The 25,433-nt window shown below is 68.5% G+C and carries 22 protein-coding genes; 14 read left to right on the forward strand and 8 right to left on the reverse strand.

Going from position 1 to position 25,433, the window contains the following annotated elements; translation table 11 throughout:
* Positions 1 to 101: 101 nt before the first annotated feature.
* The gene (locus tag ACIA49_RS26150; protein ID WP_396379956.1) at positions 102 to 710 is read right to left on the reverse strand and encodes a TetR/AcrR family transcriptional regulator; all 609 of its coding nucleotides are present in this window, start codon (positions 708 to 710) and stop codon (positions 102 to 104) included.
* Between the two features lie 80 nt (positions 711 to 790).
* On the opposite strand from ACIA49_RS26150, the gene ACIA49_RS26155 reads away from it, so the two are divergent.
* Genes ACIA49_RS26155 through ACIA49_RS26170 form a run of 4 tightly spaced genes read left to right on the forward strand, consistent with a single transcriptional unit; the run spans position 791 to position 6,530 of the window.
* Complete coding sequence (locus tag ACIA49_RS26155) at positions 791 to 2,200, forward strand: agmatine/peptidylarginine deiminase (protein ID WP_396379957.1); 1,410 nt, start codon at positions 791 to 793, stop codon at positions 2,198 to 2,200.
* A gap of 17 nt (positions 2,201 to 2,217) precedes the next feature.
* Complete coding sequence (locus ACIA49_RS26160; RefSeq protein WP_396379958.1) at positions 2,218 to 3,039, forward strand: tetratricopeptide repeat protein; 822 nt, start codon at positions 2,218 to 2,220, stop codon at positions 3,037 to 3,039.
* A 27-nt stretch (positions 3,040 to 3,066) separates the two neighbouring features.
* The gene (locus ACIA49_RS26165) at positions 3,067 to 3,714 is read left to right on the forward strand and encodes an MBL fold metallo-hydrolase (protein WP_396379959.1); all 648 of its coding nucleotides are present in this window, start codon (positions 3,067 to 3,069) and stop codon (positions 3,712 to 3,714) included.
* Positions 3,711 to 6,530 (forward strand): AAA family ATPase, encoded by a 2,820-nt coding sequence (locus tag ACIA49_RS26170; protein WP_396379960.1) that lies wholly within the window; start codon positions 3,711 to 3,713, stop codon positions 6,528 to 6,530. Before ACIA49_RS26165 ends, ACIA49_RS26170 begins: the two co-directional genes overlap by 4 nt.
* Before the next feature lie 51 nt (positions 6,531 to 6,581).
* On the opposite strand, the gene ACIA49_RS26175 is transcribed toward ACIA49_RS26170, so the two are convergent.
* The 5 genes from ACIA49_RS26175 to ACIA49_RS26195 all read right to left on the reverse strand — a co-directional run bounded on the left by ACIA49_RS26175 (position 6,582) and on the right by ACIA49_RS26195 (position 11,573).
* Positions 6,582 to 7,505 carry a hypothetical protein gene (locus ACIA49_RS26175; protein WP_396379961.1) on the reverse strand — a complete coding sequence of 308 codons (924 nt, stop codon included), beginning with the start codon at positions 7,503 to 7,505 and terminating at the stop codon, positions 6,582 to 6,584.
* A gap of 127 nt (positions 7,506 to 7,632) precedes the next feature.
* Entirely contained in the window at positions 7,633 to 8,370 is a 738-nt protein-coding gene (locus ACIA49_RS26180) for a GAF and ANTAR domain-containing protein (protein WP_396379962.1), read from the reverse strand.
* A 48-nt stretch (positions 8,371 to 8,418) separates the two neighbouring features.
* A complete protein-coding gene (locus tag ACIA49_RS26185; RefSeq protein ID WP_396379963.1) occupies positions 8,419 to 9,588 on the reverse strand; it encodes a PP2C family protein-serine/threonine phosphatase in 1,170 nt (389 codons plus the stop codon).
* Positions 9,588 to 10,388 carry an alpha/beta fold hydrolase gene (locus tag ACIA49_RS26190; protein ID WP_396379964.1) on the reverse strand — a complete coding sequence of 267 codons (801 nt, stop codon included), beginning with the start codon at positions 10,386 to 10,388 and terminating at the stop codon, positions 9,588 to 9,590. Before ACIA49_RS26190 ends, ACIA49_RS26185 begins: the two co-directional genes overlap by 1 nt.
* Positions 10,389 to 10,532: 144 nt before the next feature.
* Complete coding sequence (locus ACIA49_RS26195) at positions 10,533 to 11,573, reverse strand: fatty acid desaturase family protein (RefSeq protein ID WP_396379965.1); 1,041 nt, start codon at positions 11,571 to 11,573, stop codon at positions 10,533 to 10,535.
* Between the two features lie 394 nt (positions 11,574 to 11,967).
* Between ACIA49_RS26195 and ACIA49_RS26200 the strand changes: the two genes are divergently transcribed.
* Genes ACIA49_RS26200 through ACIA49_RS26220 form a run of 5 tightly spaced genes read left to right on the forward strand, consistent with a single transcriptional unit; the run spans position 11,968 to position 17,313 of the window.
* The gene (locus ACIA49_RS26200) at positions 11,968 to 13,467 is read left to right on the forward strand and encodes a CoA-acylating methylmalonate-semialdehyde dehydrogenase (protein WP_396379966.1); all 1,500 of its coding nucleotides are present in this window, start codon (positions 11,968 to 11,970) and stop codon (positions 13,465 to 13,467) included.
* 6 nt (positions 13,468 to 13,473) lie between these two features.
* The gene (locus tag ACIA49_RS26205) at positions 13,474 to 14,607 is read left to right on the forward strand and encodes an acyl-CoA dehydrogenase family protein (protein ID WP_396379967.1); all 1,134 of its coding nucleotides are present in this window, start codon (positions 13,474 to 13,476) and stop codon (positions 14,605 to 14,607) included.
* Positions 14,604 to 15,653 carry an enoyl-CoA hydratase/isomerase family protein gene (locus tag ACIA49_RS26210; protein ID WP_396379968.1) on the forward strand — a complete coding sequence of 350 codons (1,050 nt, stop codon included), beginning with the start codon at positions 14,604 to 14,606 and terminating at the stop codon, positions 15,651 to 15,653. Before ACIA49_RS26205 ends, ACIA49_RS26210 begins: the two co-directional genes overlap by 4 nt.
* A complete protein-coding gene (gene mmsB / locus ACIA49_RS26215) occupies positions 15,650 to 16,540 on the forward strand; it encodes a 3-hydroxyisobutyrate dehydrogenase (protein ID WP_396379969.1) in 891 nt (296 codons plus the stop codon). The genes ACIA49_RS26210 and mmsB overlap by 4 nt, the downstream gene beginning before the upstream one ends.
* The gene (locus ACIA49_RS26220) at positions 16,537 to 17,313 is read left to right on the forward strand and encodes an enoyl-CoA hydratase (RefSeq protein ID WP_396379970.1); all 777 of its coding nucleotides are present in this window, start codon (positions 16,537 to 16,539) and stop codon (positions 17,311 to 17,313) included. Before mmsB ends, ACIA49_RS26220 begins: the two co-directional genes overlap by 4 nt.
* Before the next feature lie 18 nt (positions 17,314 to 17,331).
* Here ACIA49_RS26220 and ACIA49_RS26225 read toward each other — a convergent pair whose 3' ends face one another.
* Positions 17,332 to 18,240, reverse strand: a complete 909-nt coding sequence (locus tag ACIA49_RS26225; RefSeq protein WP_396379971.1) for a LysR family transcriptional regulator — start codon at positions 18,238 to 18,240, stop codon at positions 17,332 to 17,334.
* A gap of 70 nt (positions 18,241 to 18,310) precedes the next feature.
* Between ACIA49_RS26225 and ACIA49_RS26230 the strand changes: the two genes are divergently transcribed.
* Positions 18,311 to 19,249, forward strand: coding sequence for an SDR family NAD(P)-dependent oxidoreductase (locus tag ACIA49_RS26230; protein ID WP_396379972.1), 939 nt, complete (start codon positions 18,311 to 18,313; stop codon positions 19,247 to 19,249).
* Positions 19,246 to 20,073 (forward strand): SDR family NAD(P)-dependent oxidoreductase, encoded by an 828-nt coding sequence (locus tag ACIA49_RS26235; protein ID WP_396379973.1) that lies wholly within the window; start codon positions 19,246 to 19,248, stop codon positions 20,071 to 20,073. The genes ACIA49_RS26230 and ACIA49_RS26235 overlap by 4 nt, the downstream gene beginning before the upstream one ends.
* Positions 20,074 to 20,090: 17 nt before the next feature.
* Here ACIA49_RS26235 and ACIA49_RS26240 read toward each other — a convergent pair whose 3' ends face one another.
* The gene (locus ACIA49_RS26240; RefSeq protein WP_396379974.1) at positions 20,091 to 21,347 is read right to left on the reverse strand and encodes a hypothetical protein; all 1,257 of its coding nucleotides are present in this window, start codon (positions 21,345 to 21,347) and stop codon (positions 20,091 to 20,093) included.
* A 204-nt stretch (positions 21,348 to 21,551) separates the two neighbouring features.
* Here ACIA49_RS26240 and ACIA49_RS26245 point away from each other — a divergent pair, with 204 nt between their 5' ends.
* The 3 genes from ACIA49_RS26245 (at position 21,552) to ACIA49_RS26255 (ending at position 25,433) form a co-directional block, all read left to right on the forward strand.
* Positions 21,552 to 23,771 carry an RICIN domain-containing protein gene (locus ACIA49_RS26245; RefSeq protein ID WP_396379975.1) on the forward strand — a complete coding sequence of 740 codons (2,220 nt, stop codon included), beginning with the start codon at positions 21,552 to 21,554 and terminating at the stop codon, positions 23,769 to 23,771.
* 67 nt (positions 23,772 to 23,838) lie between these two features.
* Positions 23,839 to 24,474, forward strand: a complete 636-nt coding sequence (locus tag ACIA49_RS26250) for a HEAT repeat domain-containing protein (protein WP_396379976.1) — start codon at positions 23,839 to 23,841, stop codon at positions 24,472 to 24,474.
* A 2-nt stretch (positions 24,475 to 24,476) separates the two neighbouring features.
* Complete coding sequence (locus ACIA49_RS26255; protein ID WP_396379977.1) at positions 24,477 to 25,433, forward strand: HEAT repeat domain-containing protein; 957 nt, start codon at positions 24,477 to 24,479, stop codon at positions 25,431 to 25,433.

Consider the following 25,433-nt stretch of genomic DNA (forward strand, 5'->3'; position numbering starts at 1 on the left):
TTCTCGCGGGATGAGGCGATGGGCCTGGGCAAACTTCGGCGCAGCGTCACGCCGGAGCTGCTCGACGACTTCGGTCGCGCGATCACGTCGTACGGGCGGGTCTAGTGGGTCAGGAGCGCGCGGGCGGTGTCGAGGCAGAGTTTGTTGACCTGCTTGGCGGTCAGGCCGGTCTTGCCGAGGGTGAGCTGGATCGAGAGGCCGTCGATGGTGGCGGCGAGGACGGTCGCGGCCTGGTCCGGGTCGTCGGTGTGGAAGACGCCTTCGGCGCAGCCGTGGCGGATGATGCCGGCCAGCAGCGCGGACGAGCGGGCGTCCAGCTCCTCGTGCAACCGGGCGACCTCGGCGTCCAGCGCGGCGTTGCTCCAGACCTCGAACCAGAGCACCCAGCCGGGGTCGCGCGGACCGTTGGCGGCGGAGAGCTCGACGAACTTCGCCAGCCGCTTCCACGGGTCCCGGATCCGGGCCAGCGTGGCCTCGGCCCGGTCGATGAACGCGTCCTCGGACTGCTGGATCGCGCGCATCAGCAGCATCGTCTTGGACCGGAAGTAGTAGGAGACATGGCCGGTTCCCAGCCCGGCTCGCTCGGCCACGTCCGTCAGGCGGAGATCGGCCAGCCCACGTTCGGCGATCAGCTCGGCCGCCGCGGTGACGATCTGCTGTTCGCGTGCCGCACCGCGTTGCTGGCGCTTCGGAACGGCGGGCTCTGTCACGCTCGGAGCTTAGCCGCCGCGTCCGGTCGAACCACAGTTGTCCACAGCACACAGCACGAACGGAGAGTAGGGATTTCATGATGGGTCGTCGGAGGTTTCTCAGGACCGCAGGCTTCGGGGCGGTGGCCGCTGCCGGGCTGACCGGTTGCGGCTCCGGTACGGCGACGCCGCCACCGCCGGTGCGGGACGGGTTCCTGCTGCCGGCCGAGGGAGCTCCGCACGAGGTCACCTGGATGGCGTACGGCGCGACGCCGGGTGTCTGGGGTGAGGAATCGGGCACGGCGTACGGGCGTGATCTGACGAACGCGCGGATCGTCGCCCGGCAGGACCTCGTTCGGCTGGCGGCCACCCTTTCGCGGTTCGAGCCGGTGGCGCTGCTGGTGAACACGGCCGCGGATGAGGCAGAGGCGCAGCGGTTCCTGGCCGAGATCGTCGAGGGGGCGTCGGCCAAGGACCAGATCGGTTCCGAGCTCGACGGGTCGGGCAGGATCTACCTCGGCGATGTCGCGAAGAGCGAGCTACCGGCGATCCGGACCCATCCGCTGGACCTGGTGCGGATGCCGCTCAACGACTTGTGGGTCCGCGACACCGGGCCGGTGTTCGTCAGGGACGCGGGCGGCGCCCTGCACGGCGTGAACCTGAACTTCAACGGTTGGGGCCAGGCGCCGATCGCCACCGGCCTCGAAGGCTGGCGGAAGGATCCGCGCAAGGCGGCCAACGGTGTGACCGACCAGCCGATCGACCAGGACCGTACCGTCGCGGCCGCGATCGCTGCCGACTCGGACATCGCGGTCCTGAAGACCTGGCTGACGATGGAGGGCGGCGGGATCGAGGTCAACGGCCACGGTCTCGGGGTCGCGACCGAGAGCTGCATCCTCAACCCGAACCGGAACCCGGGGAAGCAGAAGGAAGAGATCGAGGTCGAGCTGCGCCGTCTCTTCGGGATCGAGCGGATGCTGTGGATGCCGGGCCGCCCGGGTCTCGAGGTCACCGACTGGCACGTCGACTTCCTGGCCCGGTTCACCGCGCCGGACCGGCTGCTCTACGCCTCGGCCGAGTACGGCGAGGCTGAGGACAAGCGCGATCGCAAGGCGCTGCTGAAGGCCGTCGACGAGATCAACGCGCTCCCGGCCGACCAGCGCACCCGCCTGCTGGGCGGACAGAAGAAGCTGTCCACGGCGACCCTGCCCGAACCCGATCCGGCCGCGGTCTACACGACCTACCAGGCCCGGAACAAGGCGCTGCCGTTCACCGAACGCAGCAGCGACGAGTTCGCCCGGACGGCAGCGCCCGGCTACATCGGGTACTACGAGGCCAACGACTGCATCGTGCTCGGCCAGTACGGCGACAACGCCACCGACGCGGAAGCGTTCGACACGGTCGCGGACGCTTTCCCCGACAAGATCGTCGTACAGATCACGACCGACGGGCTCTGTACCGGCGGCGGGACCATCCACTGCGCCACCCAGCAGCAGCCTCGGAAGAGCTGACCCGTACTGTCGGTGGGATGCACCTCTCGGCATCCGTTGCCAACCGCATCCTGTCGCTCACGCCTCGGCTCAGCCACCGGCGGGGAGCCGCGGTCTGCCGGTCGTTGATGGAGCGCTCGCCGGAGGTGGCCCCCGATGCCGCTGCACGGTTGGGGTGGCACCTCCGGGCGCTCGGCGACCTCGCCGGGGCCCGGCAGGCGTACGAGTCGTCGATCGAGCACGGTACGCCGGACACCGATCTGTACGACCGGTATGCGCAACTGGGCGAGATCAATGCCGAGCTGGACGACAAGCCGGCGGCACTGGAGGCGTACCGCGCTCAGCTGCAGGCGTCCCGCGACCGGGGTTGGGCCGACCGGGTGGAGGGCAAGCCGCTCGAGCTGATGGACCGGATCGCCGACCTCTACGAGCAGCTCGACCGGCCGGAGCGGGCGGCGGTGGTGCGCAATCAGGGGCGGAACCTGGCCGACTTGCTGAGCGCCGCGTCCGGAGCCGGTACGGCGAGCGAGGCCGAACTGGCCGCACAGCATCTCGACGTGGTGGAGCTGCTCGGCGAGAGCGAGCTGGTGACCGATCTGGTGTGGGGGAGCCAGAGCGATCGCGACTACGACCAGGGCTTCCTGTTCGTGACCACCGAGCGGTCGTTCTTCCTCCCGGACCTGCTCAGCGGGCGGCTGGGGACCCAGCTCCAGATCGTGCCGGTCGACCTGCGGCAGGTGAGGTCCTGCGTGGTGGAGCCGGAGTCGGTGCTGGTGCTGACCCTGGCCTCGGGGGAGCGGTTCGAGCTGCGGCCGAACGCGGACCGGGTCGAGTACTGGACGCGCTACCTGGCTTCCTGAGCTGCGCCGCTGCACTAAGATCCGTCTGTGCGGCAGCTAGCGGTGGGGGTCGGTCAGTTGTTGGGTCGGCCGCCGCATTTCATGAACGCGTACCTCGTCGACGACGTACTGGTCGATGCCGGGACCCCGGCGGCGGCCGGGCGGATCCTGCGCCAGCTGCGCGGGCGGGACGTGACGGCGCATGTGGTCACGCATGCCCATCCGGACCATTTCGGGTCCAGCCATGCGGTCTGCACGGAGCTCGGCATCCCCTTGTGGACAGGCGCCGACGACGCCGAGGCGATCGAGACGGCCTCGCCGGTACCGGCGCCCGGGCGACTGCCTGCGCTGATGGCGCGCGGGAAGATGCCGCCGCCGCATCCCGTCTCTCAGCGCCTGGTCGAGGGTGACCAGGTGGGCAGCTTCACCGTGCTCGACGTACCCGGCCATTCGCCGGGGCACATCGCGTTGTGGCGCGAGTCGGACCGGACGCTGTTGTGTGGTGACGTGTTCTTCCGGCTGCCCAGGGTCTCGGCGCCGTGGAACTTCCTGACTTTCGATGTCAAACGCAACCATCAGTCGATGCGCCGCCTGGCCGCGCTCCGGCCCGCGCTGGTGCTGTTCGGTCATGGGAAGCCGCTGCGCGACCCGGATCTGCTGTCGAGGGTCGCCGACGCACTGCCGGGATCTGGATGAGCGGGGTGCTCGAGCGGCCGGACGAGCTCGGCCGGATCGCCGCTGCGCTCGACGCCGCCGGTCGTGGTGACGGCAAGGTCGTGGTAATCGAGGGCGAGGCCGGGATCGGCAAGTCGCGGCTGGTCGCGGAGGCCCGGGCGATGGCCAAGGAACGCGGCTTCGTCCGGATGCAGGCGACCGGTGACGAGGTCGAGAGTGCGATGGCCTGGGGCGTCGTGCGGCAGCTGATCGAGCGGTCGATCGCCCGGTACGCCGGGGAGACGCGGGCAGCGATCATCGCCGGACCGACCGGTCGGGCGATCGAGGCGCTGGACAAGGCGACTCCGGATGCCGGTGATGCCGAGGTCGCGCGGACGATGCACGCGTTGTGGTGGGTCGCGGTCGACCTCGCCTCGCCGCGGCCGTTGCTGATCACGATCGACGACGCGCAATGGTCGGATCCGCCGTCGCTGCGCTTCTTGTCCTATCTGTCCAAGCGGGTGGCCGATCTGCCGATCGCGCTGGTGGTCGCGACCAGGCCGCCGCCGGATCGGCTCGGCCCGCTGGCGGAGTTGACGGTCGCGCGGCACGTCGAGCGGTTGCTGCCACGACCACTCACTCGCGACGGGATCGCCGTACTGATTGCTGAGCGGGGTGGATGCGAGGCTGCCACGCAGGTTGTGGATGCGGTGCTGGCGGCCAGTGGTGGGAACCCGTTCCTGGCCGAGTCGTTGCTGGACGAGCTGACGGTGCTGGACCGGCCGACGACGGACGCGGCGACTGCAGCCACGGTTCGTGGGTTGGGCGCGAGTGCGGTGAGCCGGACGTTGTTGTCGAGGTTGTCGCCGACGGCTCTGGCGTTGGCGAAAACCGTTGCTGTGTTGGGCGCGCGGACGGATATCTGGGCAGCGGGTTCGGTGGCAGGGTTGCCCGAGTCCGCGTTGGCGGCGGCCGTGGACGAGTTGGTTGCCGCGCACGTCGTCACCGTCGAGTCCACCCAGAAGCTGCTGAGTTTTGTGCACCCAGTGATCCGCGATTCGGTGGCCTCGACCTTGGGCCCGGTCGACCAGGCCACCCTGCATGGGCGCGCAGCCGAGACGCTGTGGGCCGCGCGGGCGTCGGCCGATCGGATCGCGGCGCATCTGGTCCAGGCACCAGCAGGGACTTTGGCTGCGGCCGTCGCGATCTTCACCGAGGCCGCGACCCTGTGCGCGACCGCGGGTGACGTCGACAAGGCGATCGACTACCTGAACCGGGCCATCGAGGCCGAGCCGGGCAACGCGGAACTCCAGAGCCTGCTGGGGAAACTCCTCTTACGCAACGGCGATCCCCGAACCGCCCGGCGCTATCTGCTGGCCGCCGCCGACGCGACCACCGGCCGCGAACGCGCCGAACTTCTCGGTACGGCGGCCGCCGCGACCTCCGCAGTCGACGGTCCGAGCGCTGCCGCGGCCGAGCTGATGCACGCGCTCGACGACTGGGCCGACGACAAGTCGGCTCGGTTGGCGCTGGATGCGCGGCTCGGGATCGTCCGGTCGTACCTGCCGTCGGAGCGCAAGCGTGCCTCGCAGCATCTGCACGGGTTCGCCGATCTGCCGGGGGATACACCCGATGAGCGGATCTTGCTCGCGCTGCTCGCCCAGTGCGGTCGCTACGAGGTGACCCCGTCGGCCGAGGTACGGCGTACGGCGGAGCGGGCGTTGCGTCGTGGCGCGCTGCTCAAGGACTCGGTCGGGCAAGCGGATCCGTTGGTCGGCTGGCTGCTCGCGATGATGTCGCTGATCGCGGCGGACGGCGTCGTACCGGCGCGGGACGAGATCGCGGGAGCGCAGGACTGGGTACGGCGGCATGGGTCACCGATCGAGTTCGCGATGGTCGCGAACGTCTCGGACTTCCTGGCCTGGCGCTGTGGTGATCTGCCGGCGGTCGAGGCCGACGCCGACGGCGTACTGGCTGCGGTCGCGTCTGAGGATCTGACGCCGCAGGTGGTGGCGATCCGGGCGACCGCGGTGACGTTCTCGGCGTATGCGGCGTTGGAGCGCGGTGATCTCGCCGGGGCGCAGACGATGCTGGCCGAGTACGACGAGTCGAGCCGGAACGCGCCGCGGGTCATCGCGGCGATGTGGCTGGAGGCGACCCGGGCGCGGATCGCGTTGGAGCTGGACGATCCGGTCACTGCGCTGGAGCACGCGTATCGGTTGCGGGACGACATGGTCGGCGCGGATGTGGATCCGCCGGCCGTGCCGTGGCGGACACCGGCTGCGTTGGCGCAGTTGCGGCTGGGCGACGAGGCGGCTGCCCGCGAGTTGGCGAATGATCAGCTGGAGTTGAGCCGGCGCTGGGGTGCAGCTTCGGATCTGGGTGCGGCGCTGCGGCTGATGGCGAAGGTTGATGTGGGACAGGGCGCTCGTCGGGTCGAGACGCTGACCGAGGCGGTCGCCGTACTGGAGCGGTCTCCGGCTCGGCTGGAGTTGGCGCGGGCGCTGGTGGATCTCGGTGAGGCCTACCGGGTTGTCGGTCGGCGCACGGATGCTCGCGAGACCCTGAACCGCGGCGGTGAACTGGCGGCTGGGTGCGGAGCTGTCGTGCTGCGGAACCGGGTGGCGGAAGTCCTGCAGGCGCTGGGGGATCGGCCCCGAGCGATTGTTGCTCCGGGCCAGGACTCGCTGACGGCCAGCGAACGGCGGGTAGCCGGGCTGGCGGTGACCGGGCGGAGCAACCGCGACATCGCGCAAGAGCTGTTCGTCTCACCGAAGACGGTGGAGAACCATCTCGGCCGGATCTACGTGAAGCTGGGCATCACCGGCCGCCGCGAACTCGGCCGGGCGCTGGCATAACGCAATCGAGCGGCCCCTCCCTCCAGGGGCCGCTCGAATGGTGTCTCAGGTTCAGCCGACGGGCGGGGCGGTCTCGAACCAGTTGAAGGCTTCGACGTACTGGAGCGTCGTGCCCTGGTAGTTCTCGCCGAAGAGGCGCCAGTAGGTGTGCTGCTTGATGGTCTCGACGCCGGTCTCCTCGTCGACCGACTTCGTGCGGATGTTCACCCGGTAGAGCGTGACCTGCTCGTCGCGGACCTGGGACTGGGTGTCCTTGTAGCCCGGCGTCTTGTGGTCGTCGGAGCGGGCCGGGTCGTGCAGCGTCAGCTCGACCTTGCCGGAGCCGACGTCACCCTTCGCCGCGACCACCGTGACGGCGTGGCCACCGGTGCGGGTGTGGGTGTTGTCCGCGTTCAGGACGTAGCGGCCATACCACATCTGGACAGGCGCGTTCCGGAGCCGCTTGGCGATCTCCAGGCCGAACTCAGGGAGCCCGTCGGAGCCGGTGCCGCCGCGGTTGACCGTCCACCCGCTCGCCTTGGCGCCGACGGTGGCGGCATCGAAGGCGGCGCGGTTACCGGTGGCACTCGAGCCGCTCGGGTTCGGGCCCATCCCGGCCTTGTAACCGAGCCAGCCGATCCAGGCGGTCGCCTCGTCGTAGTCGGCCGGGTCCTGCGGGTCGTACTCGGTCATCAGCTGGCCGTTCGGTACGACGCGCATCGGCAAACCCTTGTGCTCGCCGAGGTAGTACATCGCGTTGTAGAGGGAGGCCGGTCCGCAGTGGACGCTGCCCTCCTTGTCGAGGTTGGTGCGGAACTGGTCCACGTCGGTCACGTCGCACAGATTGACGGCGAACTGCGGCCCGGTGACATCCTTCTGCTCGGTGCACGGCCCCTGCAGCGGCAGTCCGTCGGCGGCGGCGCTGCCGGCCGGCAGCACGGTTCCGGCGAGAACGGTGGCGACTCCGGCCAGTACGGCGATCCCTTGACGCTTCATTTCCTTACCCCCAGGTTGGTGGTTTTCGGTGGTTGACCTTGTGCCACCAAATCTCCCGCCTGAGGCACCCCCCACGCATGAGGGTCAATCCCTCATCTCCACCCCTGGGGGGTGTGGGGGTCAGCGCTCACTCACCGTAGGATCCGCGCAGCTTGCGGGTGTCGATCAGCTCTTGGGCGACATCGCGCAGCTTGATGTTGTTCTGCTGGGAGTACCGCTTGAGGATCTCGAAGGCACGGGTGTCGTCGAGGTCGAAGCGCTCCATCAGGATGCCCATCGCCTGGCCGACCAGTTTGCGGGCGTCCACGGCGGCGGCCATCGTCTCGTCGTCCCGGGTCGAGGCGACGGCGACGGACGCGTGCCGGGCCAGGATGTGCGCGACCGCCTCGTCGTCGGCGTCGAACGCGTTCGGCTCGGTGTTGTACAGCGACAGCACGCCGATCAGCTGGGCATTCGCCCACATCGGCGTATGCAGGACCGAGCCGATCGGGTACTGCGCCATCCGGGCAGTCCATTCCGGCCAGCGAGTCTCGGCCGCGACATCCGGGACCTGTACGGCGACGCCCTCGCTGAGCGCGGTCAGCATCGGACCCGCACCGAGGTCGAACTGCAGCTGGTACACCTCGGTGACGATCGGATCGGTCACGGCCGCGATCTCGCGGCTGCCCCGGATCACCAGGGCGACCCCGGCGTAGGAACAGGCCTCGGCCTGCAGCGCGAACTGGACGACGGCCTCGACCGTCTCGTCCATGCCGTCGGCGTCGTGCAGCTCGACGGCGAGCCGCGCGAAGGCGTCCGCACCGAACGTCCTGTCCTCGTCCGGCGGTGCTGTGCGGGGCTCGTAAGGGCGAGCCAACTGATCCATGGGCATATCATGCCTCCCCGTGCCACCAGGACCGAAGGCTGGCGCCGATCAGGCTCGAATTTCCTTCGACAGTGGGCCGAACGCGAGCAGCGCGGTGTCATCGGCGAGTCGAGGACCGAACCCGGCCAGGACCTCGGACAATGCGCGGACGAGTGCATCCGGTGAGTTTCCGGCGTACTGGCCGGCCAGGCTCTGCACCGCCTCCTGACCGTAGAGTTCGCGGCCACCGTCGACCCGCGCCTCGGTCAACCCATCAGTGTAGAGCAGCAGCAGGTCACCCGGCGCCAGTACGACGTCGGTCAGCGGGAACTTGGAATCCGGCAGGATGCCGATCAGCGTGCCGTCGGTGCTGTACAGGTATTCCGAGCTGCCATCGGCGCGAAGCAACAGCGGTGGCGGATGACCGCCGGACGCGAACTGTACGGCGACGTCGCCGGTCGCCGGGTCGCGTTGCAGCGTCCCGAAGACGGCCGTGCAGTAGCGCGGGTCCCCATCGGCGTACCGCTCGTGCATCAGCACGTTCAGCGTGCTCAACGCCGCCGCCGGATCGTGGAGGGCCGCGGCGCGCAGGGAGTAGCGTGCCAGCGAGGTGATGGCGGCCGCAGCTGGGCCTTTGCCGGCGACATCACCGAGGAAGAAACCCCAGCGCTCGTTGTCGATCGCGAAGACGTCGTAGAAGTCGCCACCGAGGTCGTCGAGCGAGGCAGTGTGGTACTCGGCCGCGACAGCGATCCCGGGCACGGACGGCAAGGTTGCTGGCAGCAACGATTGTTGGAGAACCGCCAGCGCGTCCTGCAACCGGGCTCGCGCCGACTCGGCCGCCTGTCGTTCCCGAAGCAGCTCTTCCTCATACGCTCGGCGCAGTTGCGCGTCGAAGATCGTCGTCCGGATCAGGAGCGGTTCGCCGGCGTCGTCGTACTGGACCGTCGCGGACACCAGGATCGGCATCCGGCCGCCGTCGGCCCGCTTGAGTTCGAGCGCGACGCCGCTGACCTCGCCCTGCAGGCGCAGCAGGGGAGCGAAGTGGGTCTCGTGATAGAGCTTGCCGCCCACGCTGAGCAGGTCGGCGAACCGCAGCTTCCCCACCACCGCGTCGCGCGGCCGGCCGATCCAGGCGAGCAGGGTGTTGTTCGCCAGCAGGATCCGGCCGTCCAGCCCGGTCGTCAGTTGGCCGCTGGGCGCACCGTCGTACGCCGCCTCGAACGTGTCGTGGTTCATCACAAGGTGGCGAGGAAGGCCGTGATCGCCTGGTTGGTCGCCTCGGGCGCCGACAGGTGCGGGCAATGACCGGTCGAGTCCAAGGTGACGAGGGTCGATCCGGCCACGGCGTCGTGCACGTAGGCGCCGACCTGGCGCGGCGCGATCATGTCCTCGGCCGATTCGAGGATCAGGGTCGGGACCCGCACCTGAGCGAGATCCGCACGCGAGTCGGACAGGAACGTTGTCCGCGCGAACACCCGCGCCATCGCCGGGTCCGTCGCACAGAAGCTCCGGGTCAGCTCATCACCGAGCTCCGGACGGTCCGGCGTACCCATGATGACCGGAGCCATGGCGGTGGACCACCCGAGGTAGTTGGCCTCCAGCGACGCCAGCAGTTCGTCGATGTCCTCGGCTGTGAAGCCGCCCAGATACGCGCCGTCGTCGATGTAGCGGGGCGAGGGCGCGACCATCACCAGCGCGCCGATCCGCTCCGGAGCCTTGTTTGCCGCCAGCACGCCGATCATCGCGCTGACCGAGTGCCCGACGAACACCGCCTCGGTCAGATCCAGCGCCTCGGCGACCTCGACCACGTCATCGGCGTACCCGCCGAGCGCCGAGTAGCGTGACGGGTCGAACGCCGACAGCCTGGATCGCCCCGACCCCACGTAGTCGAACAGGACCACGCGGTAGTCGGGAGCGAGCGCGGGAACGGTCAACCGCCACATGTTCTGGTCACAGCCGAAGCCGTGCGCGAGCACCACAGGCCGGCCGTCCGGATTGCCGGTGACGACGACGTTGTTCCGCAGCAGGGTGTCCACGCCGTCATCCTCGCAGCAACTACCCCTATCCGTACGCCGTCAGACCTAACGGTTCCCTACGCGATGCAGGCCCGGGGGATCGGTGAGCACCTCGAACAGGATCTGACGCACACGTGGAGATGCCACGGTTCAGATCGCCTCGACTCAGTGCGCGCGGAGTTCGCGGCCGACCTCGTGCATGTGCCGCAGGCCCTGGGCGTAGGACGCGATGATGCTGGTGGAGAGGTACGGCACGCCGACACGCTCGCAGTACGCGCGGACGGCGCCCTGGGCACGGCGCAGGTTGGCGCGCGGCATGCTCGGGAAGAGGTGATGCTCGATCTGGTAGTTCAGGCCGCCCATCATCCAGTCGGTGACGATGTTGCCGTTGACGTTGCGCGAGGTGCGGACCTGCTTCTCCAGGTGGCCCCACTTGGTGTCGCAGCCGGGCATCTCCATGCCCTTGTGGTTCGGCGCGAAGACACTGCCGAGGTGCAGACCGAACAGCACGTGGTGCAGGACGGCGAAGACGAGCGCCTTCTGCGGCGACATGATCAGCAGCAGACCGCCGAGGTAGATGGTCAGGTGCGCGACGATCAGGCCGAGCTCGACGACGGCGGCGCGGCGCGGCCGGTGCGTGAGCAGGTAGGTGATGCCGGAGACCTTGAGGCTGAAGCCTTCGAGGCTCAACAGCGGGAAGAAGATGCGGGCCTGGTTGCGGCTCAGCCAGCCGTACAGACCCTGGCGGCCTTCGGCCTGCGCAAGGGTCCAGACCAGAACGCCGGCGGCGACGTCCGGGTCCTTGTCGGTGTGGTTCGGGTTGGCGTGGTGCCGGTTGTGCTTGTCGTTCCACCACGCGTAGCTCATCCCGAGCAGGACGTTCGCGTGCAGCTGGCCGATCCAGTCGTGCAGCTTGCGTGAACTGCCGATCTGCTGGTGGCCGGCGTCATGGCCGAAGAACGCGGCCCGGGTGCTGAAGATCCCAGCCGGGATCGCCAGCAGCAGCACGAGCCACGAGTTGCCGAGCAGGATCAGCCCGGCGACGACAGCGCCCAGGCAGAGCAGGTTGATCGCGATGCCGATCAGGTACTCCCCGGTACGGCGTTCCAGCAACCCGGCGGCCTTGATCTCCCGCAGCAACGGCGCGAAATCGCTGCCTGTGGAGGGTTTTTGGGTACGGTCGAGCGTGGTGCCGGCGGGTGGCATGGCGTCCTCACATCATGATGGCGGCGGAGCCGGTGGGCAGGAATTCTGCTCAGTCCGCGCGGCCAGTCCTGACGACGAGAACCTTGAAGAGGTTTGTTGTGTGCCACCCTACGGCACGGCTAAACCCCGCCACGCCGTCCGAAAGGAGGAGTGGCCGGAGTGCGGACGACTCCGGCGTTCTGCAGCGAGTCACGGCCGCAAGTCCCTTACGTAACAGGGAAACGACTTCCGTCGTACCGGGCGCCACGGCCGGAGGGTGTCCGCGCTGACCGCGCCCTTCCAGTAGCCCTCGATCCGGGTCTGTGATCCACGCCCTAGGGAAGTAGTAGGACGTCCAGCTAATTTGTCGCACGCCCTACTAAATGGTCAGGCAACCCTTCAGAGGAGCGAGACGTTGGTCAACGAGCTGAGTCACTTCGTGGCAGGTCGGCAGGTCGAGGGGACGTCGGGCCGCTTCGCGGACGTCTTCGATCCCAATCTGGGCACCGTGCAGGCGCGGGTACCGCTGGCGAGCAAGGCCGAGGTCGTCGCGGCGATCGACAACGCCGAGCAGGCTCAGCTCGAGTGGGCGGCCTGGAACCCGCAGCGCCGCGCGCGGGTGCTGCTGCGGTTCCTCGATCTGGTCAACCGCGACATGGAGTCGCTGGCTCGGACGCTGTCGAGTGAGCACGGCAAGACGGTCGCGGATGCCAAGGGCGACATCCAGCGCGGCCTCGAGGTGATCGAGTTCGCGGCCGGCGGTCCGCACCTGCTCAAGGGTGAGTTCAGCACCGGCGTCGGGACCGGGATCGACGTCTACTCGCTGCGCCAGCCGCTCGGCGTCGTAGCCGGCATCACGCCGTTCAACTTCCCGGCGATGATCCCGCTCTGGAAGGCGGGCCCCGCGCTGGCAGCCGGCAACGCGTTCGTTCTGAAGCCGTCCGAGCGCGACCCCTCGGTCCCGCTGCGGCTCGCCGACCTGTTCCTCGAGGCTGGTCTGCCGGCCGGTGTGTTCAATGTGGTGAACGGTGACAAGGAAGCGGTCGACACGCTGCTGGAGGACCCGCGGGTGCGGGCCGTCGGCTTCGTTGGGTCCACGCCGATCGCGCAGTACATCTATGAAAGCGCGGCCGCGAACGGCAAACGTGCGCAGTGCTTCGGTGGCGCGAAGAACCACATGATCATCATGCCGGACGCGGATCTGGACGACGCCGCGGACGCACTCGTCGGCGCCGGCTACGGCTCGGCGGGTGAACGGTGCATGGCGATCTCGGTCGCCGTACCGGTCGGGCAGGAGACCGCGGATGCGTTGGTCGCCAAGCTGCAGGAGCGGATCGCCAACCTGAACGTCGGTCACAGTCTCGACGAGAAGTCGGACTACGGACCGCTGGTCACGGCCGAGGCGCGGCAGCGGGTCCTCGACTACATCGGGATCGGCGTCGAGGAAGGCGCGGAGCTGCTCGTCGACGGTCGTGACTTCAGCCTGTCCGATCACGAGTCCGGCTTCTTCCTCGGCCCGACGCTGTTCGACCGCGTCACCAAGGGCATGCGGATCTACGAAGAGGAGATCTTCGGTCCGGTGCTGGTAGTGGCTCGTGCGGAGAACTACGAGGACGCGCTGCGCCTGCCGACGGAACATGCCTATGGCAACGGAGTCTCGATCTACACCCGCGACGGCGACACCGCACGTGACTTCACCGCCCGCGTCGACGTCGGCATGGTCGGCGTGAACGTGCCGATCCCGGTGCCGATCGCGTACCACACGTTCGGTGGCTGGAAGCGGTCCGGATTCGGTGACCTGAACCAGCACGGGCCGGACTCGTTCCGCTTCTACACCAAGACCAAGACCGTCACCCAGCGCTGGCCCTCGGGTGCCAAAGAGGGCGCCAGCTTCGTCATCCCGACGATGAGCTGACCTGTCATGACTGAAGAGCTGGAGGCGATCGCGGCGGCGGTCCGCAAGTTCGCCGAGAGCGAGCTCGCGCCGTACGCCGTGACGTGGGACCAGGACAAGCACTTCCCGGTCGACGTACTGCGCCGGGCCGGCGAGCTCGGCCTCGGCGGGATCTGCGTCGGCGAGGACGTCGGGGGCTCCGGCCTCGGGCGGCTGGAGGCTGTGACGATCTTCGAGGAGCTGGCGCGGGGCGACACGGCGATCGCTGCCTATGTGTCGATCCACAACATGGTCGCGTCGATGATCGACAAGGCCGGTACGGCGGAACAGCGTGAGCGCTGGATCCCCGGGATGGCCGCGATGACCGACCTTGGTAGCTACTGCCTGACCGAACCTGAAGCCGGTTCGGATGCTGGCGCGCTGCGTACCACCGCGCGGCGCGACGGAGACGGGTACGTGCTCGACGGGGTGAAGCAGTTCATCTCCGGGGCCGGATCTTCCAGCGTGTACGTCGTGATGGCGCGAACCGGTGGACCGGGTCCGCGCGGGATCTCGGCGTTCATCGTGCCGGGTGATGCGCCCGGTCTGTCGTTCGGCGCCAACGAGCGGAAGATGGGCTGGAACACCCAGCCGACCCGGCAGGTGATCTTCGAGGGAGTCCGGGTTCCGCTTTCGCAGCGTCTCGGTGAAGAGGGCGACGGGTTCGGGATCGCGATGCGCGGTCTGAACGGCGGGCGGCTGAACATCGCCGCGTGTTCGCTGGGCGGGGCGCAGTGGGCGCTCGAGCAGGCGACCCGATATTTACAGACACGGTCGGCCTTCGGCGCACCGCTGATCAGCCAGCAGGCATTGGTCTTCCAGCTGGCGGATATGGACACGGATCTGAACGCTGCCCGCTGCCTGTTGCAGCACGCTGCCGGTGTGCTGGACAACCAGGGCGCTGACGCTGTGAAGGTCTGCGCCATGGCGAAACGATTCGTCACCGACGCCGCGTTCACGGTGGCGAACTCGGCCCTGCAACTGCACGGCGGGTACGGCTACCTGAGCGAGTACGGCATCGAGAAGGTCGTGCGCGACCTGCGCGTGCACCAGATCCTGGAAGGAACCAACGAGATCATGCGACTGATCATTGGACGTGCCCTCGTCGAGGAGGCCGCATGACCGCCCCGGTCCTGACCCGGCGTGAGGGGCATGCCGGGCACATCGTGCTGAACCGGCCGAAGGCCATCAACGCGCTGACCCACGAGATGGTGACGATCATCCGGCAGGTGCTCGACGAGTGGGCCGCGGATCCCGCCGTACAGACGGTGGTGCTCACCGGCAGCGGCGAGCGCGGCCTGTGCGCGGGCGGCGACATCGTCTCGATCTACCACGACGGGATCGCCGGCGGTACGGCGTCCACGGAGTTCTGGGCCGACGAGTACCGGCTCGACGCGGAGATCGCGGAGTACCCGAAGCCGTTCGTCGCGGTGATGGACGGGATCGTGCTCGGCGGCGGCATCGGCCTGTCGGCACACGCGGGCATCCGGGTGGTCACCGAACGATCGAAGATCGGGATGCCGGAGACCGGCATCGGTTTCTTCCCGGATGTCGGCGGCACCTATCTGTTGTCCCGTGCACCGGGTGAACTGGGCACACACCTGGCGTTGACGGCCGGGTCCGTGCGAGCGGGCGACGCCATCGCCGTCGGCCTCGCCGACTGGTACGTGCCGAGCGACCGGCTGCCCGATCTCCTTGCTGCGCTGGCGATCAAGGACGCAGCGGTGGCCGTTGCCGAGTTCTCTGCCCAGGCGCCGGGGTCCACGCTGATTGGTGATCAGGAGTGGATCGACCTGGCCTACGAGGGCGACGATCTCGTGAAGATCCACAGCCGGCTGGCGGATTCCGACGTACCGGCTGCGCGGGAGACCGCCGCCGTACTGCTGACGAAGTCGCCGACGTCGCTGAAGGTGACGTTGCGCGCGTTGCGTGCCGCGGCCGACCTCCCGTCGTTGCCGGCTGCGCTCGAACAGGAGTACCGGCTGTCGGTGCGGTTCCACGGTTCGCACGACTTCATCGAGGGTGTGCGGGCGCAGGTGATCGACAAGGACCGCACCCCGCGGTGGTCCCCGGCGACGTTCGACGGCGTCAGCGATGAGTCCGTCACCGCTTACTTCGCCGGACTCGGCGACGACGAGCTTTGCCTGACTGAGGAGAGTGCCCAGTGATTGTTGTTGCCTTCATCGGCCTCGGGAACATGGGCGGTCCGATGGCCGCCAACCTGGTCAAGGCCGGCTATCGCGTGACCGGGTTCGACCCGGTTCCCGCTGCTCGTGCCGCAGCCAAGGAGGCCGGCATCGAGGTGGCCGCATCCGCCGCTGCGGCGGTTGTGGAAGCCCAAGTGGTGTTGACGATGCTGCCCAGTGGCCGTCACGTTCTCGAGGTCTATCAGGGTGCCGACGGGCTGTTGGCCGCGGCGCCTGCCGGAACGCTTTTCGTGGACTGTTCGACGATCGCGGTGGCGGATGCCCGCGCGGCGGCTGAACTTGTCGTAGCCGGTGGACACCGGGCCCTGGATGCGCCGGTTTCCGGAGGGGTGGTCGGCGCTGCCGCGGGGACGCTGACGCTGATGGTCGGCGCCCACCCGGAGGACCTGGAGGCCGTCCGCGAGGTCCTCGAGCCGATGGCCGGCCGCATCGTCCACTGTGGCGAACCGGGCGCCGGCCAGGCCGCGAAGATCTGCAACAACCTGATCCTCGGCATCTCGATGATCGGCGTCAGCGAGGCGTTCGTGCTGGGGGAGAAGCTCGGCCTGACCCACCAGGCCCTGTACGACGTGACGTCGACGGCGTCCGGTCAGTGCTGGGCGCTGACCACGAACTGTCCGGTACCAGGCCCGGTGCCGACCAGCCCGGCCAACCGCGACTACCAGCCCGGGTTCGCGGCACCGCTGATGGCCAAGGACCTCGGTCTCGCGATCGAGGCTGCTGAAGGAACCGGCACGGCCGCGGCTCTGGGCGCACTCGCCGGCGGACTCTTCCGGGAATTTGCCGACGGCAACGGTTCGGGGCTGGACTTCTCAGCCATCATCAACGAGATTCGGGCGGCATCATGACCGACTACGAGACCATCCTGGTCACCCGGGACGGGCGCACCGCGACCATCACGCTGAACCGCCCGAAGGCGCTGAACGCGCTGAACGCCGTACTGATGAACGAGGTCGTCGACGCGGCGACCGCGCTCGATCGCGACCAGGGCGTCGGCGCCATCGTGATCACCGGATCCGAGCGGGCGTTCGCCGCGGGTGCGGACATCAAGGAGATGCAGGCGCAGTCGTACCAGGACATGTTCCTGTCCGACTGGTTCACCGCGTGGGACCGGTTGGCCGCCGTACGGACGCCGTTGATCGCAGCGGTCAGTGGTTACGCGCTGGGTGGCGGTTGCGAACTGGCGATGATGTGTGACGTGTTGATCGCCGCCGACAACGCCAAGTTCGGTCAGCCGGAAATCACGCTCGGAGTGATTCCCGGCATCGGCGGTTCACAGCGACTGACGCGCGCGATCGGCAAGGCCAAGGCGATGGACCTGATCCTCACCGGCCGCACGATCGGCGCCGACGAAGCAGAACGTGCCGGCCTCGTGTCACGCGTCGTACCGGCCGAGACCCTCCTCGAGGAGGCGGCGGCCGTCGCCACGAAGATCGCCGAGATGTCGTTGCCTGCCGTCTACGTCGCCAAGGAGGCCGTGAACCGGGCCTTCGAGACGACCCTCACCGAAGGCTTGTTGTTCGAACGTCGTACCTTCCACGCCACGTTCGCCTTCGACGACCGCACCGAAGGCATGACCGCCTTCGTCGAGAAGCGCTCCGCCAAGTTCACCCATCGCTAACGACGTACCTCCGCCCGTCTAGCCGTGATCGTTCGCGACCGCCCGGATGGCCGCGGACAGGCGCGCGACCGGTTCCGGTAGTGGGCGGGGGAGCCGCGCCAGCAGGATGCGGCGTTGCTCCTCCGGTCCGCCTTGTACGGCGATGATGCGGACGCCGGGTGGTAGCGCGAACGTGAGGGCCGTCGGGGCGGTCGTGATGCCGAGACCGGCGGCGACGAGATGGAGCTTTGCCAGCCAGTCGCGCGCGGTGTGGACGATCTGCGGCCGCTCGTCGAGACCGGGCCAGACGCCCATGTACTGCTCGCCGCCCGGTCCGGCGATCCAGCGCTGACCGCGAAGATCCGCGATGTCGACGACGTCCGCATGGGCGAACGGATGCGTGGTGGGGACAGCGATCCGCAGGCTGCGCTCGGCGAGCGTGTGGATCTCCAGGGGAGGCGTCTCCGTGTCGGGCGCGCGGAAGGGCGGCGCTGAGGCCAGCAGCGCAAGGTCGACAGTCCCGGCGCGGAGGGCGCGGACGAGTGCCGGAGTGCTGCCTTCACGAGTGATGACTGTGATGCCCGGATGCGTCTCGCGGAGCGCGGCCAGCGCGCGGGGGACCAGCCAGACGCCGGCCGTCGCGAACCAGCCGAGCCGGACAGTGCCTTGTTCTTCGGGAATCCCGGCCAGCTCGCGAGCGGCGGCGTCCACCTGATCGATCGCGGCGGCAGCACGTCGTACGACGATCCTTCCGGCCGATGTCAGCCGGACGCCGTCGTGGCGGCGTTCGAGCAACGGCGTCCCCGCGGCGCGTTCCAGGGAAGCGATCTGGCGCGAGACGGCGGACTGGGTGTAGCCGAGCGCGGTGGCCGCGGCGGTCAACGTGCCGCGCTCGGCCACCTCCCGGAACACCCGCAGCGCGGTCAATGACGCGTCGGTGAAGGTCATGACGTTTACGCATACCACACTTGCCAGACTTTCGCTGGTGGCATGTCCTGGTGCCGCCTAGCGTGAAGGTATGAACCTCATCAAGACATCATTCGGATTCAGCAGTACGGCGGCTGAAGTTGCTGCCGGCATCGACCTCGCCGGTCGCCGCGCAGTCGTGACCGGCGCCGCCTCCGGTCTGGGAGTGGAGACGGCGCGGGCCCTCGCGGCCACCGGCGCCGAGGTCACCTTGGCCGTCCGCGATACCGCGGCAGGTGAGCTCACCGCCAAAGACATCGCCGCGACCACCGGCAGTACGGCGTTGCGGGTCGTACGGCTCGATCTGACCGACCCGGCATCGGTGGCCGCGTTCACGGCGGCGTGGGACGGGCCGCTGCACATCCTGGTGAACAATGCCGGCGTGATGGCGTCGCCGGAGACGTACACGCCGCAGGGGTGGGAGCTGCAGTTCGCCACCAATCATCTCGGTCACTTCGCCTTGGCCGCTGGCCTGCACGATGCGCTCGCGGCGGACGGCGCGGGCCGGATCGTGGTGGTCAGCTCCAGCGGTCACCAGCTCTCGCCGGTGGTTTTCGACGATGTGAACTTCGCCTTCCGGGCCTACGACCCCTGGCTGGCCTATGGGCAGTCCAAGACTGCGAACGTGTTGTTCGCTGTGGAAGCGAGCCGCCGTTGGGCCGCCGATGGCATCACCGCGAACGCTTTGATGCCTGGGGCAATCTTCACCAATCTGCAGCGCCACACCGAAGGACGCGGCAGCGGCCGGACCTCGCCGTCGGACATGAAGACGGCGGAGCAAGGTGCGGCGACCTCGGTGCTGCTGGCGACGTCGCCGCAGCTCGAGGGGATCGGTGGGCGCTACTTCGTGGACTGCAACGAGACGCCGACCATCGACCGCCGGGATGGGGCTCCGTGGCTGCACGGTGTCGCCCGCTATGCGCTGGACCCGGATGGCGCTGTCCGGCTGTGGGACCTGTCGGAATCGCTGCTGCAGGAGGTCCGCTCATGACGAAGGTCGCTCTCGTGACTGGCGCCACCCAGGGTCTCGGCCTTGCGCTGGCCGAAGGTCTCGCTGCTCGGCTCGGACCTGAGGACACCGTCTACCTGACCGGCCGCGACATCGACCGCGTCGCTGCCGCTGTCGCAACCATCCCGGCCGGGGGAGCGCGGGTGCGCGCCGAATTGCTGGACATGGGAATCCCTGGCACGGTCGAACGACTCGCCGCACAACTGAAGGAACGGCACGGCGGCGTCGACATCGTGTTCGGGAACGCCGTGATGCGGGTCGGACCCGACGACGATCCGGGCAAGATCGTGGACACGTACACGGAGGTGAACAACTTCGGCACCACGCGTCTGTTGCGCTCCTTTGCACCCATGCTGCGGGACGAGGGCCGGCTGCTCGTCGTCGCCAGTTCGCTGGGCAGGTTGCAGTACCTGGCGCCGATGCTTCATCACCACTTCGACAACCTCGCCGATCTCGACGCGGTGGACCGGGAGGTGGCCGGCTGGCGCGATGCCGTGAAGGACGGGACCGTCCGCGCGACCGCGTGGCCGGGGTTCGTCAACATCCCGTCGAAGATCGCCCAGGTGGCGGCCGTTCGCACTCTTGCCGCTCTTCGCCATGACGAAGACGTTCCCCGCGGCATCCTGCTGGCCGCCGTCTGCCCCGGCATGATGAACACCCCCACCTCGGCCCTGTGGTGGGACGTCAGCACCGCGCCGACCCCGGCCGAGGCCGCCGTACCGCTGCTCGACCTGGCGCTCGAGCCGGCCGACCCGGAGCACTACGGCCAGCTCCTCCGGCACGGGAAAGTTCTCCCCTGGGCTTGACTCTTGCTCACCCGAGACTAGGAGTCCCAGATCGGGCCGAGGGCCGGGATTCCGAGCCGTTCCATTCCGTGCACCACCGACCAGGTGAGCTTCCCGTTCGACACGCAGATCACGGCCTCGGCGTCGGTCGACTCGTACGCCGAGTAGGCCAGCTTCACCATGTCCGGTTTCCCGTTGGCGTCCGTGTCCCAGATGATCGCGTCCGGCTGGGCCCTGAGGATCTCGTCGACGAGCGCCTGGCCGTACGTCTTCACCGGGTTGCGCGTCACCCACACGAGCTGCATCGGCACCCGGTTGGCCAGGATGTGCGCCAGGACCGGACCGATCCCGCTCCCGGTGACGACGTACACGACCCGGTTGAAGACGCTGCCGTAGTTCGCCATCCCGGCGGTCGCGATGCCGCGGACCCAGATGTGCGACGGCGGGTTGTCGATGAAGTCACTCGTCCAGTCGCCGGCGCGCGAGATCGCCATCCGGAAGCCCGGCGCGCCGGGCGTCGGGATCACCGCGAAGCTGTGCCACTGCTTCAGTGGGTGCCGGGCGATCGAGCGCGTCGAACCGGCCATCGGGTGGTAGCGGTTGCTGCTCACCAGCGCGACATGGGACGACGGCCGGATGACGTCGATCGGGATGCGCCGCAGGAGCAGCCAGGGCGACAGCGAGCTGATGGTGGTGATGGTCAGCACAATGATGGTCGACGGGCTGCCGAGCTGGATCGCGCTGATCCAGAACAGCAGGGACAGCGTCCAGCCCCCGAACCGGTGCATGCGCTCGAACAGGTCATGGTGGGCGGCGCGGAACTTCGGCCGCGACGTCATCACGATCCCGAACAGGAGCAGCGACTGCAGGCAGTACGTCAGCTGCAGCCCGGCACCGGCCTGGCCGATCGCGACCACCGTCAACGCCCAGAACCACAACGTCCCGCTGATCGCGCCGCCGACGTGGAGTCCGCCCAGGTGGTAGCCCTTGGCAACTGCCCAGCGCAGCTTGAGCGGCCACGACTTCGGTACCCGCATGACCAGCTTGCAGAGCGCATTCACGAAGAACTGCTGCCGCACCAGAATTCCGAGTGCGAAATTGACCTGCGCGATCAGGGCCACGTGAACAACTGAACTCCACCAGCCGTTCGCCAGCCCGATCCCGAAGATCGCGACGTTGGTCAGCAGGACGAGCAGCGTCAGCCGATGGCTCTGCATCGCCCGTGGATGCTTGAGTATCCGCCGTGCGGCCGGCAGCTCGGCCGGTAATTGGACATGCGTCAGTACCGCGCTCATCGAAATTCCCCCAGAATTTCACGTCACCCCGTTGGTAACCCTTGAGACGTGGCCTCCGCGGATTTGGTTGGCCGGATCGGCGGCTCCGGGAGGGCCCGGCGCACTAGTCAGAGAAGTTGCGGAACTTCGGTCAGGTCTTGAATTAAGTGCGGGAATCCGCTTTCCTGAGCGCACCTCTGCTGCCCCAGAACTGAGGAGTGCCCTATGTCCGGAGTCGCCCCGCTCCGACCGCCGCCGCGTGTCCGGCGTGCCGTCCTGACCGTTACAGTGCTGACCGGTGTTGTCGCCGCCGGTCTGACGGTCGTCGACCCACCGTCGGCGACCGCCGCGATCTCGCCGACCGGCTGGAACACCGTGGCTGCCAAGCACAGCGGCAAGTGCCTCGATACGCGCGCCGCTGGTACGGCGAACGGCACCGTGGTCCAGCAGTACACGTGCAACAGCAGCAACGCCCAGCAGTGGCAGTTCCAGCCGACCAGCGGCGGGTACGTGCGGGTGAACGTGCGCACCAACCCCGCGCAGGTGGTCGACGTCTCCAACGTCTCGACCGCTGACAACGCCCTGGTCCACCTGTGGGCGTACGGCGGCGGCAACAACCAGCAGTGGCTTCCGGTCGAGGAGGCGGATGGCGCCTACCACCTGGTGAACCGGAACAGCGGCAAGTGCCTCGACGTACCCTCTGCCTCCACCGCGGACAGCGTCCAGCTGGTGCAGTTCACCTGCAACGGGAGCGCCGCCCAATCGTTCAGGATCACGTCTGTGGATGCTCCGCCGAACCCGCCCGGTACGCCGGACCTCGGCCCGAACGTCTCCGTCTTCGACCCGTCGACGCCGGCCAGCCAGATCCAGTCCAGGCTCGACCAGGTCTTTCAGCAGCAGGAACAGAACCAGTACGGCGAACAGCGGTACGCGCTGCTGTTCAAGCCGGGTACCTACAACGTCAGCGCGAACGTCGGCTTCTTCACCCAGGTCGCCGGCCTCGGCCTGACGCCCGACAGCGTGAACATCAACGGTGCGGTGCATGTCGAGGCCGACTGGTTCCCGCCGCAGAACGCGACCCAGAACTTCTGGCGTGGTGCCGAGGGTCTGACCGTGACCCCGCCGGGTGGACTCGATCGCTGGGCCGTCAGCCAGGCGTCGGCGTACCGGCGGATGCACCTGAAGGGCAACCTGGCGCTGGACGACGGCGGCTGGTCGAGCGGCGGGTTCATGGCCGACACGGTCGTCGACGGCCAGGTGCGATCAGGCAGCCAGCAGCAGTGGCTCTCACGCAACACACGCTGGAGCAGCTGGACCGGGCAGAACTGGAACATGGTCTTCGTCGGTGCCGAGAACGCTCCGGCCGGCAGCTTCCCGGACCCGCCGTACACGAAGGTCGCGCAGACCCCGGTCGTGCGTGAGAAGCCGTACCTCTACATCGACGCGGCCGGTGCCTACAAGGTGTTCGTCCCGGCGCTGAAGACCAACTCAAGTGGCCCCGGCTGGACCAACGGCAACCCGGCCGGTACGTCGCTGCCGATCGAGCAGTTCTACATCGCCAAGCCCGGGGTCTCCGCGGCGACGATCAACTCCGAACTGGCGGCCGGTAAAGACCTGTTGTTCACGCCGGGTGTCTACAAGCTGAGCGACTCGATCCGCGTCACCCGCGCGAACACCGTCGTCCTCGGGCTCGGCCTGGCGACGATCATGCCGACCAACGGTACGACGGCGCTGTCGGTCGCCGATGTGGACGGCGTCAAGATCGCCGGCCTCCTGATCGACGCGGCCCCGACCAACTCACCGCTGCTGATGGAGCTCGGCCCGACGAACTCGTCGGCCGATCACAGCGCCAACCCGACGTCCATCCACGACGTCTACTTCCGCATCGGTGGCGCCGCGGTCGGCAAGGCGACCGAGACCCTGCGGGTCAACAGCGACGACGTCATCCTCGACCACACCTGGCTGTGGCGCGGCGACCACTCGATCGGCGTCGGCTGGGGCACCAACACGGCCGACACGGGTCTCGTCGTGAACGGTGACGACGTCACGGCGTACGGGCTGTTCGTCGAGCACTACCAGAAGTACCAGACCATCTGGAACGGCAACGGTGGGCGAACGTACTTCTACCAGAACGAGATGCCGTACGACCCGCCGAACCAATCCGCCTGGATGAACGGCTCCACCCGCGGCTACGCCGCCTACAAGGTGGCCGATTCGGTCAACACCCACGAAGCCTGGGGCCTAGGCAGCTACTGCGTCTTCAACTCGGACCCGTCGATCGTGGCCGACCGCGCCTTCGAAGTTCCGAACAAGGCCGGCGTGAAGTTCCACAACATGGTAACGATCTCCCTAGGAGGCAAGGGCACCATCGCCCACGTCATCAACAACAGCGGCGGTCCCTCCAACTCCTCCAACAACAAGGCCCAGTGGGTCAACTACCCCTGACCTGCTGATCCCGGGGTTGACCTTGACACTGTGACAAGGTCAATCCTGGGTGCAGGAGGTGATCACCGTGAGTGCGGTGGAGAGACTGGCTGCAGGGAACGCGTCGGCGCGGTTGCGGGCGGCGATGACAGTGGGGTCGGAGCCTGGGATGGTCGAGGCCCTGCTGGAGCGGTGCGCGGTGGAGCCGGACTTCTTCGTGCGCGACATGCTCACGTGGGCGCTGACGCGGCAGCCGGTCGAGTTGACGGTGTCGAAGGTATTGGCTGAGGTGCGGTCCGACGTTCCGCAGGCGCGGAGTCAGGCGCTGCACACGCTGTCGAAGCTCGGTGTGCCGGACACGTGGTCGGCGATCACACCGGAGCTGCTGCGTGACCCGGACGACGAGATCGCCCGTACGGCGTGGCGGGCGGCCGTCGTACTGGCTCCCGAGGGGGAGCGGGCCGGGTTGGCCGCCGTACTGGTGACTCAGCTCGGGCGGGGGGACCGGATGGTGCAGCTGAGCCTCAGCCGGGCGCTCGTTGGTCTCGGCGACCTCATCGAGCCGCTACTGCCGCTGACCAGCCCTGACCCTGCGGCCCGTGCTCACGCCCGAGCCACCGAGTTGCTGCTGCGGGACCCGGACGCCGCCTTCGCTCTCGACGTGGAGCGCGCAAAGCGCGTCGACTCGCTGGGGCCGCAACGCGTCGCTGAGCTCGGTGCCTGACGATGCTGATCGGTGAGGTGGCGCGGCGCTCGGGGGTGAGTAGCCGGATGCTCCGGCATTACGACTCCCTCGGGCTGGTGCGCCCCACCGGCCGTACCGTCGGCAACTATCGCGAGTACTCCGCCGACGACATCCGCCGGATCTTCCACGTCGAGAGCCTGCGCTCCCTCGGTCTGTCGCTGCGCGACATCGGCCGCGCCCTGGAAGACCCGGCCTTCGCACCGGCTGCGTTGGTCAGCGACCTGATCGAACGAACCGAGGAGCGGCTGCACCGTGAGCAGGAACTGCTCGATCGCCTCCGCACCGTCGACGCCTCGGCGCCGTCCGGATGGGAGGACGTCCTGCGCATCATCGAACTCTTGCACAGCCTTGACTCGCCCAACGCGGCCCGCCGCCAGCAAGCCGCCCTCACCCCCGACTCCGTCCCGACCGACCTCCTCGCCAAGGCGATCCTGACCGAGTCCGACCCGAACGTCGCCGGGGCCCTCCGCTGGGCCCTCGCCCGAGCCGACAACGCCGTCGCCGGTATCGCCCCCGGCCTGCAGTCCGACGACGTCGCCGTACGCCGCCGCGCCGTCCAGGCCCTCGCCGAACTTCCCGACGCGACCGCCGTCCTCGAGACCGCCCTCACCGACGAGGACCCGACCGTCCGCAAGCACGTAGCCCTTGCCCTAGGCAACCGAGGCGTGACGGCCGCCATCCCCGCGTTGGTACGCCTGATCGTAGAAGGCGTGAACGACGTCGAAGCCGCCGAAATCCTCGGCACCCTCGCCGCCGACCCGGCCGTCATCAACACCCTGACCGCCGCCCTGGCGACCACCGACTCGCCCGCCCGCATCCGCCTGACCCAAGCCCTCGCCGAACTCCCACCACCCCTCGCCGAACCGCCCCTCCGCCAACTGGCCAACGACCCCGACCGAGTCGTAGCAATGATCGCCACCTCCCTCCTGAAACGGTGA

The organism is Kribbella sp. NPDC051587 (genome assembly GCF_044453945.1).
GTDB lineage: Bacteria > Actinomycetota > Actinomycetes > Propionibacteriales > Kribbellaceae > Kribbella.

Coding starts and splice junctions, on each gene's coding strand:
- ACIA49_RS26155 (WP_396379957.1), top strand. CDS start 791: ATGGGTCGTCGGAGGTTTCTCAGGACCGCAGGCTTCGGGGCGGTGGCC.
- ACIA49_RS26160 (WP_396379958.1), top strand. CDS start 2,218: ATGCACCTCTCGGCATCCGTTGCCAACCGCATCCTGTCGCTCACGCCT.
- ACIA49_RS26170 (WP_396379960.1), top strand. CDS start 3,711: ATGAGCGGGGTGCTCGAGCGGCCGGACGAGCTCGGCCGGATCGCCGCT.
- ACIA49_RS26175 (WP_396379961.1), bottom strand. CDS start 7,505: ATGAAGCGTCAAGGGATCGCCGTACTGGCCGGAGTCGCCACCGTTCTC.
- ACIA49_RS26180 (WP_396379962.1), bottom strand. CDS start 8,370: ATGGATCAGTTGGCTCGCCCTTACGAGCCCCGCACAGCACCGCCGGAC.
- ACIA49_RS26185 (WP_396379963.1), bottom strand. CDS start 9,588: ATGAACCACGACACGTTCGAGGCGGCGTACGACGGTGCGCCCAGCGGC.
- ACIA49_RS26195 (WP_396379965.1), bottom strand. CDS start 11,573: ATGCCACCCGCCGGCACCACGCTCGACCGTACCCAAAAACCCTCCACA.
- ACIA49_RS26205 (WP_396379967.1), top strand. CDS start 13,474: ATGACTGAAGAGCTGGAGGCGATCGCGGCGGCGGTCCGCAAGTTCGCC.
- ACIA49_RS26210 (WP_396379968.1), top strand. CDS start 14,604: ATGACCGCCCCGGTCCTGACCCGGCGTGAGGGGCATGCCGGGCACATC.
- ACIA49_RS26220 (WP_396379970.1), top strand. CDS start 16,537: ATGACCGACTACGAGACCATCCTGGTCACCCGGGACGGGCGCACCGCG.
- ACIA49_RS26225 (WP_396379971.1), bottom strand. CDS start 18,240: ATGACCTTCACCGACGCGTCATTGACCGCGCTGCGGGTGTTCCGGGAG.
- ACIA49_RS26230 (WP_396379972.1), top strand. CDS start 18,311: ATGAACCTCATCAAGACATCATTCGGATTCAGCAGTACGGCGGCTGAA.
- ACIA49_RS26235 (WP_396379973.1), top strand. CDS start 19,246: ATGACGAAGGTCGCTCTCGTGACTGGCGCCACCCAGGGTCTCGGCCTT.
- ACIA49_RS26240 (WP_396379974.1), bottom strand. CDS start 21,347: ATGAGCGCGGTACTGACGCATGTCCAATTACCGGCCGAGCTGCCGGCC.
- ACIA49_RS26245 (WP_396379975.1), top strand. CDS start 21,552: ATGTCCGGAGTCGCCCCGCTCCGACCGCCGCCGCGTGTCCGGCGTGCC.
- ACIA49_RS26255 (WP_396379977.1), top strand. CDS start 24,477: ATGCTGATCGGTGAGGTGGCGCGGCGCTCGGGGGTGAGTAGCCGGATG.